Genomic DNA, 13,306 nt, shown 5'->3' with positions numbered 1-13,306 from the left:
TGAGAATTGATAACGATCAAGACGAAGGGGGACTCTGAGGGGGGGTATTAGATCAAATACCACCAAAGCGGTAGTCGTTAATATTTTTTAACTTTATGATTTATATGGATATATTTTATTTATCGTACAATAAGCGAGGCAAAATTTAACATCTTAGGTATTAAGGGGTAGAAACACCTGTAAAGCGATGGCGATCACAGCGTTACCTGCGTATGACCACAGGAAAAGCTATTAGTATGTTGTAACTATTTAGCGATTAAAAAAAGCGCGGCACTCAGGCCGCGCAAACGGATAATCAAGCTTACTTGTTTTTCTTGGTATTACGGCCATATACCAGCCAGGTGATGACCACGCAGGCGATATAGAAGACGAGGAATATTTTCATCGCACCCGCCGGAGAGCCCGTCAGATCCAGTGAGATACCGAACGCTTTTGGAATAAAGAAGCCGCCAATCGCGCCAATCGCAGAGATAAACCCAAGCGCCGCAGCGGTATCGGTGGCGGCTTCACGCATTGCCTGCTCGTCGCTCCCACCCTGCGCTTTGACGCGGTCCATGGTCAGCTTGCGGAAGATGACAGAGATCATCTGGAAAGTAGACGCACTGCCCAGCCCGGCGGTCAGGAACAGCACCATGAATACGCCGAAGAAGGCAAAGAAGTTACCCCCCTCACCACCCGCAGGCAGCGTCAGGAACAGCAGCGCACAGAAGATGGCCATCACAACAAAGTTCACCAGCGTAACGCGCGTTCCCCCCAGACGGTCGGAGATCATCCCGCCCAGCGAACGTGCCAGCGCGCCGATAAACGGACCGAAGAAGGCAAACTGAAGGATCTGCACGTCCGGGAACTGGGTTTTAGACAGCATGGCAAAGCCTGCGGAGAAACCGATGAACGAGCCGAAGGTCGCCAGATACAGCAGCGCCATCACCCACAGGTGGCCACGCTTCAGCACAGGCAGCTGCTCGCTCAGTGACGCTTTGGACGCGGACAGATCGTTCATGAAGAACCACGCCGCCAGGGTAAAGACCACCAGGAACGGTACCCAAATCCAGGAGGCGTTTTGCAGGAACAGCACGGAACCGTCGGGCTGCGTCACACCGCCGCCGCCAAAGGCCGCAAAGATGGAGACAGAGATCGCCAGCGGGGCAATCAGCTGCATCACGCTCACGCCCATATTACCGAGGCCGCCGTTAATGCCCAGCGCACCACCCTGCTTCGCTTTCGGGAAGAAGAAGCTGATGTTTGCCATACTGGACGCAAAGTTCGCCCCCGCAAAACCGCACAGCAGAGAGATAATCACGAATACGCTAAACGGTGTGGAGGTATCCTGCACCGCAAAACCGAGCCACACGCACGGTACGATCATGATCCCGGTACTGAAAGCCGTCCAGCGACGACCACCAAAGACCGGCACCATAAACGCGTAAGGAACGCGCAGCAGTGCGCCTGAAAGCGACGGCAACGCGGTCAACATAAACAGCTGATCGGTGGTAAAGGTAAAGCCCACTTTTGGCAGGTTAACCGCAACCGCACTAAACAACATCCAGACGCAAAACGCCAGTAACAGACATGGAACGGAAATCCACAGATTACGACTTGCTACACGGTGGCCGCGCTGTTGCCAGAACGCCGGATCCTCTGGACGCCAGTCTGTAATAACGGCACCAGTTTCCCTTTCGGGAGCGGAAGAGTGACTCATAGACACCTCTGATTCTCGAATGATGCTGCAAACATTAGGGCTTTAGAGCGGCGGTAAGTTGATATAAATCAAAGGAAAAGTGGGAGGTTTTGCGGCGAAAAAAAAGCCATCACACTTAATGAGTAGATGCAAAACGTAAAAAAGGTGTGGTTTTTCACGGTGCTGACGCATCCCTGCTTCGTCCACCCACTAACCGTTACCCCTCTGGCAATTTAGAGGTAATCCTTTATTGGTATGGGTATACTCCAGGGTATGCACCAGAATAGCGCCATTCCTGCAATCAGGTCACGTCAGGAGCCCGGCAACTCTATGTTAAAAAGATGTTTATCTCCGCTGACGCTGGTTAACCAGCTGGCGCTTATTGTTCTGCTGTCCACCGCTATCGGTGTGACCGGCATGGCTATTTCTGGCTGGCTGGTACAGGGTGTACAGGGTAACGCGCATGCCATCAACGAGGCAGGCTCGCTACGTATGCAGAGTTACCGGCTGCTGGCGTCGGTGCCGCTGACGCAGGCTGACCAACCGCTTATCGACGAAATGGAGCGTACCGCATTCAGCCCTGAACTGGAAAGAGCCGCCATCCGTGACGGTCAGAAATCTCAGCTTAAGGCGCTTCAGGGCTACTGGCATACCCAGCTGGAGCCTGGGTTAAAGCGGGCGGAAGACCGGGAAACGGTCGCCCGGGACGTCGCCGGGTTTGTGTCACGCATCGATCATCTTGTCTCCTCATTCGATCGCACCACAGAGTTACGCATTGACCGTGTGGTGATGGTTCACCGCGCAATGGCGCTGTTTATGGGTTTGCTGCTGATTTTCACGGTTATCTGGCTGCGCGCGCGGTTGCTTAACCCCTGGAAACAGCTCCTGGCGATGGCCCGCGCCGTCACACAGCGCGATTTTACACAGCGCACGCACATCAGCGGGCGCAACGAAATGGCGATGCTAGGCGAGGCGCTCAACACCATGTCGGCAGAGCTATCAGAAAGCTACGCGGTACTGGAACAACGCGTCCAGGAGAAAACCGCCGGGCTTGAGCAGAAAAACGAGATCCTCTCTTTCCTCTGGCAGGCGAACCGTCGCCTGCATATGCAGGTCCCGCTTTGCGAACGTCTCTCGCCGGTACTGAACGGCCTGCAAAATCTGACTCTGCTCCGCGATCTTGAGCTTCGGGTTTACGACGTTGAAGATGAGGAAAACCATCAGGAATTTACCTGTCAGTCGGACATCTCCTGCGACGATAAAGGGTGTCATCTGTGCCCGCGCGGCTTGCCGCCACTTACCACCAGCGGCACGACCCTCAAGTGGCGGCTGATGGACAGCCATACCCAGTACGGTATTTTGCTGGCCACCCTGCCCGCCGGACGTCACCTGAGCCACGACCAGCAGCAGCTGGTCGATACGCTTGTTGAGCAGCTTACGGCCACGCTGGCGCTCGACCGCCACCAGGAGAAACAGCAGCAGCTGATCGTGATGGAGGAGCGTGCCACCATCGCCCGCGAGCTTCACGACTCCATCGCCCAGTCCCTCTCCTGCATGAAGATGCAGGTGAGCTGCCTGCAAATGCAGGATGAAGGCATGCCCGAGAGCAGCAAACAGCTGCTCAGCCAGATCCGCAACGAGCTTAACACCTCGTGGATTCAGCTTCGCGAGCTGCTGACCACCTTCCGTTTGCAGCTCACAGAGCCGGGGCTGCGCCCTGCGCTGGAATCCAGCTGTCAGGAGTTTAGCGCCCGGCTGGGCTTCCCGGTGAAGCTGGATTACCAGCTGCCACCGCGTTTTGTCCCCTCTCACCAGGCGATCCACTTGCTGCAAATTGCCCGCGAAGCCCTGAGCAACGTGCTCAAGCATGCCGAGGCGACGGCCGTCACGGTCACCGTCAGCTGCCAGGATAATCAGGTGAAGCTCAGGGTTCAGGATAACGGCCGCGGCGTGCCGGAAAATGCCGAACGAACGAACCACTATGGTTTAATTATTATGCGAGACCGCGCGCAAAGCCTGCGCGGTGATTGCCAGGTTCGCCGGGGAGAGTCAGGTGGCACCGAAGTTGTGGTCACCTTTATACCCGAAAAGCCCCTCATAACTGCTCAAGGAGAAAACCATGACTAATCAGGAACCGGCATCTATCCTGTTGATTGACGATCATCCGATGCTGCGCACTGGCGTTAAACAGCTTGTCAGCATGGCGCCAGATATCACCGTCGTCGGGGAAGCCAGTAACGGCGAACAGGGTATTGAACTTGCCGAATCGCTCGATCCTGATTTGATCTTGCTCGATCTCAACATGCCGGGCATGAATGGCCTGGAAACCCTCGACAAGCTGCGGGAGAAATCCCTCTCTGGCCGGGTGGTGGTCTTCAGTGTCTCAAACCATGAAGAAGACGTGGTCACCGCCCTCAAGCGAGGGGCAGACGGCTATCTGCTGAAAGATATGGAGCCGGAAGATCTGCTTAAGGCGCTGCAACAGGCTGCCGCAGGCGAGATGGTGCTGAGTGAAGCGTTAACGCCGGTACTGGCCGCCAGCCTGCGTGCGAACCGCGCCACGTCTGATCGTGACGTCAGCCAGTTGACCCCGCGCGAGCGTGACATTCTGAAGCTGATTGCCCAGGGGCTGCCGAACAAAATGATCGCCCGCCGTCTGGACATCACCGAGAGCACGGTCAAAGTGCATGTCAAACACATGCTGAAAAAAATGAAGTTAAAATCCCGCGTCGAAGCCGCCGTCTGGGTGCATCAGGAGCGCATTTTTTAACTTACTCATCCGGCAGCAACTTCCACCGTGGATCGTCGGCAGGCATTGCGACGAGCGGTTGCACCACGGAAAGCGTGATCTCATTGGAGGAGACACGCTGCCCATCCTTATCTTCCACCACGGCCGTAAGCCGCCATGTATTTTTCGCCCCTTCCGAATCATCCCATGCAGGCATGATCACACTCCAGCCATCGCTGCTGTTGCCGTTTACCGGTGAGGTCAGGCTGAGCGCCTGGGTATCACCCAGCCAGTGGATCTGCCGGATACCGTGCGTGCTGCGAATTTGCAGCTTCAGCATCACCGTTTCGCCTGGCTTAAGATCCCACGGCGGCGTGGCCAGATATACCGAGAGGGTTTTGCGCTGACGGAATTCCATCACGGGCAGATTATCGCGATCGGGTGAATCATAGCGGCTGCCCCGCAGCGAGCGCGTCGCCGCCACTTCCCCGGCGGAAAGCTGTTTCGCCAGCGGCACGCCAAAACGATAGTTGAGCTTCAGCCCGAGGTTATTCTGGCTAACGCCGCTCTCCCCCTGCTTATGGGCAGCCGTCAGGGTGACCAGCGGTACGGGGGTATAGTTCAGCCCCAGGTTGACCGCAACCGGGTTGTGATACCCCGTACCGCTGTTAAACAGATCGACGTTATCGCCAAAATACTGTTCAAAGCTGACGCTGGTGTTCAGGTGGTGAAACCAGGGAAGCCAGGCTTTGGCCGTTACGTCGTATCCGCGCGCCATGCGCTGCTCGCGGATGTCGGAACGCGGCTGCCAGCCAGCGAACGGCTGGTAGTAATTGGCCGACAGGCGCAGGTTTTCACCCCACGCCTCTGCGCCCAGCCCGGCACGTTGCAGGTTGTCTTCCAGCAGGTTGTCGTAAAAAGTGTTGTAGCCCAGCAGCCAGTTTCCGGCAACCCAGCGCTGACCTGCCCCGACGTTACTCACCAGCCCGTCTGTCTGCTGCGTCAACCCAAGCTGGCTCCAGCTCAGATAGCGGGTATTGTCGTTCCAGGGGATAAACCAGCTTCCGCTGCTGCCGTTAAAGTTGCCGTCGTCATCCACCAGCACATTGACGTTGGCGTTTCCCCAGGGTGAAAGCCAGGATTCAATCTGCTCGTTGACTTCCCCGCTCACGGCATCCCGCACCTTGCCAAACGCGAACTGTCGCGCCTGCTGCCCGGCCGTCAGGCCGTTATCGGTCATACTGGCTTCACCGAAGGCCTTAGCCATTTCAGCCAGATGCTTTTCGCCTTCGCTGGTCGGTTGCGCCATGCCGAGATCCGGCAGACTATCGCCGTTGTTATCAAACGGATTTTGCGCCTGCTGCACGAAGGATTTCGGCGCACCATGAACGGCTCCAGCCGTAAAAAGGGGGAGTAACAGCAAAAAACGGATGCGGGACGATACAGCCTTCAACGTCGTCAATCAGAACCTGTGTTTATGAACAAACACTTATTATGTTAACGCCATAAGCCCTGAAAACCAGTCTTAAGAGAAATTTCAGGAATATCCTGAAAAGATTTGTCGGGTGGCGGCTTCGCCTTACCCGACCTACAAATTCGTACCGGTGCGAAGCCGCCACCCGACGCCCTTTCACTATTATCCCAACAGCGCTTTCAGCTCCGGCACGCAGGAACCACAGTTCGTGCCGCAGCGCAGCTTCACGCCCAGCGCTGGGGCAGAATCACAGCCTCCGGCTATTGCCTTACGTATCGTATTTTCACCCACGCTGAAGCAGCTACAGATAATTCGCCCGGGATCGGCATCTTCGTCCGGCCGTTGCCCGTGCAGCAGCGCATGGCGTTCAGCAAGTTGGACGGGCGCAGCAGCAAAGGCTTCTTCAATAAACGCATGCGCCAGCGCCGGCAGCGTATGGCCCTCCCAGTAGCCCAGCATCAGCTCACCGTGATGCCAGGCGAGCACGCTGCTGCGTTCTCCCGTCTGTGCCACCTGTAACTGCCAGCCCCGACCGCTGGCGTACGCCATGATCCACGACAGCAACGGCTGCTCCCCCGCCACCGTCAGACGTGAGGCTTTACGCCACCAGCAGACCGACGGCGGTAGCGCTGGCAGCTCGCGGGCATACAGTTCACCCTGCCAGGCGGGTAGCCAGGGCATGATCCTCACCGCGGTTTGTTTACTCTCCGGCTGGCCGGACCCGGCATCAACCCGCCCTTCCACCAGCGCATTGACCTTACCCTGCCTGGCAAATTGCGCGTTCCAGTGCATCGGCGCAAACAGCTCGCCTGCACGCTGCGCGGTGGAGATACGTACTCTGGCAACCATCACTCCGCGCGGGGAGCTTACCCGCGCCAGCTGGCCGTCAGTCAGCCCGGCGCGCGCCGCATCGGTTGCGTTCATCTCAACAAAAGGCTCATCGATATGCTGCATCAGACGCGGAACATACCCCGTGCGCGTCATGGTGTGCCACTGATCGCGGATCCGCCCGGTATTCAGTATCAAGGGGTACAATTCGTCGACGCCTGCCCCATGCGGGGAGGGGTCAACCGGAACAAGCGTTCTTTGCGGGAAATCACCGGCATGCCACTGATACGGCGCCAGCTCGTCCCACGCCTCTCGCGACAGCGACGCCAGTTCGCGCAGGTTTAGCGCCCGTTCGCCGTTATTTTCAAACGCCGTTAGCGCCGCATGTTCACAAAATATCTCCTGAGGGTGTTCCCAGGCGAAGGCATCGCCATAACCGAGCTGGTCTGCGATCCGGGCGATGATCCACCAGTCCGGTCTGGCCTCGCCCGGCGCAGGCAGAAAGGCGCGCTGGCGGGAGATACGGCGTTCTGAATTGGTCACCGTGCCGTTTTTCTCGCCCCAGCCCAGGGCGGGAAAACGGATATGGGCAAACCGGCTGGTGTCCGTCTCCTGCATCACCTCAGATACCATGACCAGCGGGCAGGCCGCCAGCGCCTGGCACACCGCGTGGCTGTCGGGAAGTGACACGGCAGGGTTGGTGCCCATGATCCACACCGCCTTCACCTCGCCGCGGGCAATGGCGTCAAACAGTTCCACCGCCATCAGGCCCGGGGTCTGCGCCAGCCGTTCCGTTCCCCAGAAACGCGCCACGCGCGAGAGATCGTCCGGCTCGAAGTTCATGTGCGCCGCCAGCTGGTTCGCCAGTCCCCCCACTTCCCGCCCGCCCATGGCATTTGGCTGTCCGGTCAGCGAAAACGGGCCGCAGCCAGGGCGGTTGAACTTTCCGCTGGCAAGATGCACGTTAATGATGGCGTTGCACTTGTCGCTGCCGCTGGAGGACTGGTTGATCCCCATGGTGTAGAGCGTGATCGCGCGTGGCGCGGTGACAAACCAGTCGTAGAAGGTGCCAATCTCGTCTGAAGGCAGATCGCAAAACGCCGCCACGCGAGGGATCGGCCACTCGCCGCGCCCCTGAATCAGATTGAGCAACCCCACAAACAGCCCGGCGTCACTGCCGGGTCTGAGCGCGAGGTGGAGATCGGCGATATCGCAGGTGGCGGTTTTACGCGGATCGATCACGACCACTTTCATCTGCGGATTGTTGTGTTTTGCCTGCACCAGCCGCTGATACAGCACCGGATGCGTCCAGGCCGCGTTCGAGCCAACGAGTACCACCAGATCGCTGTTTTCCACGTCCTCGTAGCTGCACGGCACCACGTCTTCACCGAAGGCGCGTTTGTAGCCCACCACCGCCGATGACATGCACAGCCGCGAGTTGGTATCAATGTTCGCCGCCCCGATAAAGCCTTTCATCAGCTTGTTGGCGGCATAGTAATCCTCGGTCAACAGCTGGCCGGAGGCATAAAACGCCACCGCCTGCGGCCCCCATTCGTTGATGATGTTCCGCAGCCGCTCGCCCGCTTCGCCCAGCGCCTGCGGCCATGCCACCTCCCGGCCATCGACAACCGGGCGCAGCAGTCGTCCCTGTAGCCCCGTGGTTTCCCCAAGGGCAGATCCTTTTACGCACAGACGACCGAAATTCGCCGGATGAGTTTCATCCCCCCGAATGCTCACCTTTTCACCGTCTGCGCTGGCGACCACGCCGCAGCCCACCCCGCAGTAAGGGCACGTTGTCCGGGTTTCCGTCATGAGGCCTCCGCGCGCATCACCAGCTCTTCATTTCCAACCCACACCTTGCCGTTTTCGATTTTTACCGGCCAGGCACGCACCGCAGGCGCCCCGCTCTCAGCCTGACACCCGTCGCGCAGACGAATACGTTGCTTGTAGAGCGGCGAGATCACCACCGGTTCCCCCGCCGCATCGCCGAGGATGCCGCGTGAAAGCACGTTCGCGCGGCTGCCCGGCTCCCGATCGTCGAGGGCATAAACGGTTTTGCCAAAGCGGAACAACGCAATCGGTTTGCGCCCAAGATGCGCGCCAATGCCCGCCTGCTCCGGGATCTCGTCGATATTACAAATTTCCTGCCAGCGCTTGTTCTCCTCCGCGGCGGGGACGTTCACCGCGGTGCGGAACAGCGCCAGGCGGTCAGGATCGTTAAGGGTGGTTTGCCATTCGCACTGGTAGGTCTCCACCACCCGGGCCATCTCCTGCTCCAGCTCAAGGGCGATCCCCAGGCTGTCGTTGAGGATCACCTCGCGCAGATAGTCGAGGCCGCCTTCCAGGTTATCCATCCAGGTACTGGTGCGTTGCAGACGATCTGCCGTGCGAATGTAGAACATCAGGAAACGGTCAACGGTGCGGATCAGCGTTTCGTCGTCCAGATCGCTGGCGAAGAGATCCGCGTGGCGCGGCTTCATCCCGCCGTTGCCGCACAGATAGAGGTTCCAGCCTTTGTCCGTGGCAATCACCCCTACGTCTTTGCTCTGCGCCTCTGCGCACTCACGGGTACAGCCGGAGACCGCCATTTTGATTTTGTGCGGCGCGCGCAGCCCCTTGTAGCGGTGCTCCAGCCTGACCGCGAGGCCGGTGGAATCCTGCACGCCGTAGCGGCACCAGGTCGACCCGACGCAGGATTTCACCGTGCGCAGGGATTTCCCGTAAGCATGTCCGGTCTCAAACCCGGCCTCCACCAGCGCCTGCCAGATTTCCGGCAACTGTTCTAGCGTGGCGCCAAACAGGTCAATACGCTGCCCGCCGGTAATTTTGCTGTAAAGGCTATAGCGTTTCGCGATCTGGCCGATGGCGATCAGCCCATCAGCCGTCACTTCCCCGGCGGGCATGCGCGGCACGATGGAATAGGTCCCGTCCTTCTGGATGTTGGCGAAATAGCGGTCGTTGGTGTCCTGCAACGGCAGATGCGCCGGTTTCAGCAGATACTCGTTCCAGCAGGAAGCCAATACCGATCCCACCAGCGGCTTACAGATCTCGCACCCGTGTCCCTGACCGTAGCGGCTGATAAGCTGGTCGAAGGTGCGGATATGGTTGACGCGCACCAGGTGATAAATCTCCTGACGCGAGTACGGGAAGTGTTCGCAGATATCCTTTTTCACCTCCACGCCCTGCTCTGCAAGCTGGAACTCCATCACCTGCTTCACCAGCGCGCTACAGCCTCCGCAGCCGGTCGCCGCTTTGGTGCACTGCTTAACGGCGCCGATATCCGTCGCACCCGCGCTTACCGCCTGGCAGATATCCCCTTTGCTGACGTTATGACACGAACAGATCTGCGCGCTTTCCGGCAGCGCCGCCACGCCCAGCGCTTTCGGCGCGCTGCCTGACGATACGGGTAAGATCAGCGTTTCCGGTTCTTTTGGCAGGCTGATGCCGTTGAGCATCATCTGCACCAGCGTGGCGTATTCGCTGGCATCGCCCACCAGCACGCCACCCAGCAGGGTTTTGCTGTCGTGGCTGACCACAATCTTTTTGTAGATTTGCTGCGGCCCGTGCGTCCACTGGTAGCTCAGCGCGCCCGGCGTGCGCCCGTGGGCATCGCCAAACGACGCCACATCCACGCCCAGCAACTTGAGTTTGGTACTCATATCCGCGCCGGTGAAGCGCTTCTCCTCACCCGCCAGCACAGCGGCGGCCACGCGCGCCATCTGGTAGCCCGGTGCCACCAGGCCAAAGATTTTCCCCTCCCACAGCGCGCATTCACCGATGGCAAGCACATCCGGATCCGAGGTCCGGCAGCCGTCGTCAATGCAGATCCCGCCGCGCTCGCCGACAGCCAGCCCGCTGCTGCGCGCCAGCGCGTCCTGCGGCCGAATACCGGCAGAGAAGACCACCATGTCCGTTTCCAGCTGTTCACCATCGGCAAAGCGCAGCACCAGCCCGTCGTCTGCGGTGGCAATCTCCGTCGTCGATTTACTGGTGTGTACCCCTACGCTCAGCGCCTCAATTTTCTTACGCAGCATTGCCGCGCCGTCGCTGTCGAGCTGCACCGCCATCAGGTTAGGCGCAAACTCCACCACGTGGGTTTCCAGCCCGAGCTGCTTAAGCGCATTCGCAGCCTCCAGCCCCAGCAGGCCGCCGCCAATTACCACGCCGCGGCGAGAGCCTGCCGCATGGGCCGCAATGTTGTCCAGATCGTCGAGGGTGCGGTAGACAAAACAACCCGGCAGATCGTTGCCCGGAACGGGTGGTACGAACGGGTACGAGCCGGTCGCCAGCACCAGCTTGTCCCAGTGAGTCTCATGGCCACTGGCGGTACGCACTACGTGTGCATCACGATCGATAGCGACGATCTGCTGCGAGAGGCGCAGCTCAATGCCGTTATCGGCAAAGAACTCCCCCGCCACCAGCGAGAGCGAGTCCGCGCTGCGTCCGCCAAAATATTCCGACAGATGCACGCGGTCATAGGCCGCATAGCGCTCTTCGCCAAAAACAATAATCTGATATTGCTGATGCAAATTGCGGTTAACGCAGTCTTCGAGGAAATGATGGCCGACCATACCGTGCCCAACCACCACCAGAGTAGGTTTTGTCATAGCGTTCTGTCCTGCAACCTGCGGTTGCGTTGTGAAACGATCGAACAGCCAGTCCGCGTGGGCGGGCGCAGCCGTTGCCAGTAAATCGGTAAAGGTTGCCGCGCTGCGGCAGTCACCCAGCAGCAGCACGCCAGCCAGCGCCCCCTGATGGATCAGTAAACGTCGATAGTGACGGGTCAGCGGGTCCCATGAACTCCAGACCACATCGTCCGCCTGCGCCGTCGCGCGTCCGAGGCTGAACAGCTCCACGCCGGTTACCTTAAGGCACACGCCGTTGTCGGTCAGGGTAAACGGCGCGGTGACCTCCCCGGCCAGCCGCGCGGCAAGAATATCCGCCTGCGCCAGACAGGGGGCCACCAGGCCAAACGTCTGGCCGTCAATTTCGCAGCACTCGCCGATGGCGTAGATATCCGGCACGGAGGTTTGCATCTGCTGATCCACCACGATGCCGCGCGCGCAGCGAATGCCGCTGGCTTTTGCCAGCGCGACGTTGGGCTGCACGCCCGTGGCCAGCACCACGCGCGTGGCGGCGATGCGGCGTCCGCCGAGCAACGTCACGGCATCGTCAGTGATGGCCGTGATGCCGGAGGCGAGTTCACAGCGTACGCCCCGCTTCGCCAGCGCCTCGTCAAGCAGCAGTCCCGCCTGCTGATCCAGCTGCTGTTCCATCAGCCACGTGCCGCGATGGATAAGCGTGACGTTGTCACCGTTTCGCGCCAGCGCTGCCGCTGCCTCCACGCCGAGTACGCCGCCGCCCAGCACTACCGCCGGCCCGGAGATATTCTGGATGGCGCGGGTCTCTGCCAGGGTGCGAAAGGTGAACACATGCGGTGCATCGCCGCCGGGGATCGGCGGCACTACAGGGGTAGACCCGGTGGCAAACACCAGCGCATCCCAGCCCAGCGTGCGAGCAGAGGTATGCACTTCACGCGCGTTGACGTCTACTGCGAGCGCCTTTTCTCCTCGCAGCACCGTCACGCCTCGTGCCGTGTACCAGTCTTCATCGTGCAGACAGATGTGCTCCGCCTGCTTTTCGCCACCCAGCACCGGTGAAAGCTGGATGCGGTTGTACGCCTGCTCAGGCTCGTCACCGATGACGGTGATAGCGAAACGACCGGGAACACGCCCGGTGAGCGACGCAATCAGCCGGGTTGCCGCCATACCATTACCGATAATGACCAGTCGCATCGTGCCCCCTCATTACGCCGCTTTCGGCTGTTTTTCGTAGAGGAAATGGAGGATCTGCTGGCGCATGTGGTGATAGCGGCTGTCATCCGCCAGCTGCACCCTGTTGCGCGGGCGCGGCAGATCGACGCGCAGGATCTCACCCACGGTGGCCGCCGGGCCGTTGGTCATCATCAGTACGCGGTCAGAGAGCAGTACCGCCTCGTCCACATCGTGGGTGATGAGCACGATGGTGGTGTTCAGCGCCTGCTGGATCTGCATCACCGAATCCTGAAGATGGGCGCGCGTCAGCGCATCGAGCGCGCCAAACGGCTCATCCATCAGCAGCACTTTCGGCTTCATTGCCAGCGCCCGGGCAATCCCGACGCGCTGCTTCATACCGCCGGAGATCTCCCCGGGGCGCTTATGCAGCGCGTGGCCCATCTGCACCCGGTCGAGGTTGTGCTCAATCCACGCTTTGCGCTCGGCCTTACTCATGGTGTGACGGAAAACCTGATCCACCGCCAGCGCCACGTTGTCGAAGCAGGTCAGCCACGGCAGCAGCGAATGGTTCTGGAACACCACCGCACGCTCTGGCCCCGGCCCGGCGATTTCGCGGTTGTCACAAATCAGCCCGCCTTCTGTCGGCAGCGTGATCCCGGCGATGAGATTCAGCAGCGTCGATTTGCCGCAGCCGGAGTGACCAATCAGGCTGACGGTTTCGCCCTCGTGGATATCAAAAGAGACGTTTTGCAGCGCCAGAAACTCGCCGCTGGCGGTGGAAAAACGCTGGCTCACGGCCTGGACCTGAATTAACGGTTTCATGT

7 protein-coding genes are annotated in these 13,306 nt (G+C 59.7%); 2 read left to right on the top strand and 5 right to left on the bottom strand.

Features of this window, described 5'->3' with window-relative positions; translation table 11 throughout:
* Window positions 1-301: 301 nt before the first annotated feature.
* Window positions 302-1,699 carry a NarK family nitrate/nitrite MFS transporter gene (locus tag SK58_RS11785; RefSeq protein WP_017693303.1) on the bottom strand — a complete coding sequence of 466 codons (1,398 nt, stop codon included), beginning with the start codon at window positions 1,697-1,699 and terminating at the stop codon, window positions 302-304.
* Between the two features lie 309 nt (window positions 1,700-2,008).
* Here SK58_RS11785 and narX point away from each other — a divergent pair, with 309 nt between their 5' ends.
* Together narX and narL are read left to right on the top strand one after the other, a co-directional pair.
* The gene (gene narX, locus SK58_RS11780; protein WP_048219928.1) at window positions 2,009-3,805 is read left to right on the top strand and encodes a nitrate/nitrite two-component system sensor histidine kinase NarX; all 1,797 of its coding nucleotides are present in this window, start codon (window positions 2,009-2,011) and stop codon (window positions 3,803-3,805) included.
* Complete coding sequence (gene narL / locus SK58_RS11775; RefSeq protein WP_003856701.1) at window positions 3,798-4,448, top strand: two-component system response regulator NarL; 651 nt, start codon at window positions 3,798-3,800, stop codon at window positions 4,446-4,448. The genes narX and narL overlap by 8 nt, the downstream gene beginning before the upstream one ends.
* Before the next feature lies 1 nt (window position 4,449).
* Here the strand turns inward: narL and SK58_RS11770 are convergent, their stop codons facing one another.
* The 4 genes from SK58_RS11770 to SK58_RS11755 form a co-directional block, all read right to left on the bottom strand.
* Window positions 4,450-5,868 (bottom strand): YchO/YchP family invasin, encoded by a 1,419-nt coding sequence (locus tag SK58_RS11770; RefSeq protein ID WP_048219926.1) that lies wholly within the window; start codon window positions 5,866-5,868, stop codon window positions 4,450-4,452.
* Window positions 5,869-6,042: 174 nt separating this feature from the next.
* A complete protein-coding gene (locus SK58_RS11765) occupies window positions 6,043-8,520 on the bottom strand; it encodes a nitrate reductase (protein ID WP_048219925.1) in 2,478 nt (825 codons plus the stop codon).
* Complete coding sequence (gene nirB / locus SK58_RS11760) at window positions 8,517-12,503, bottom strand: nitrite reductase large subunit NirB (RefSeq protein WP_075262146.1); 3,987 nt, start codon at window positions 12,501-12,503, stop codon at window positions 8,517-8,519. The genes SK58_RS11765 and nirB overlap by 4 nt, the downstream gene beginning before the upstream one ends.
* Before the next feature lie 12 nt (window positions 12,504-12,515).
* Window positions 12,516-13,304, bottom strand: coding sequence for an ABC transporter ATP-binding protein (locus tag SK58_RS11755; RefSeq protein WP_015570359.1), 789 nt, complete (start codon window positions 13,302-13,304; stop codon window positions 12,516-12,518).
* Window positions 13,305-13,306: the final 2 nt, after the last annotated feature.

The sequence above is a fragment of the Enterobacter sp. BIDMC93 genome, from assembly GCF_001037805.1.
GTDB classification, from domain to species: domain Bacteria; phylum Pseudomonadota; class Gammaproteobacteria; order Enterobacterales; family Enterobacteriaceae; genus Enterobacter; species Enterobacter hormaechei_C.
Note: the sequence above shows the minus strand (reverse complement) of the source record. Positions and strands in the feature narration are given on the sequence as shown.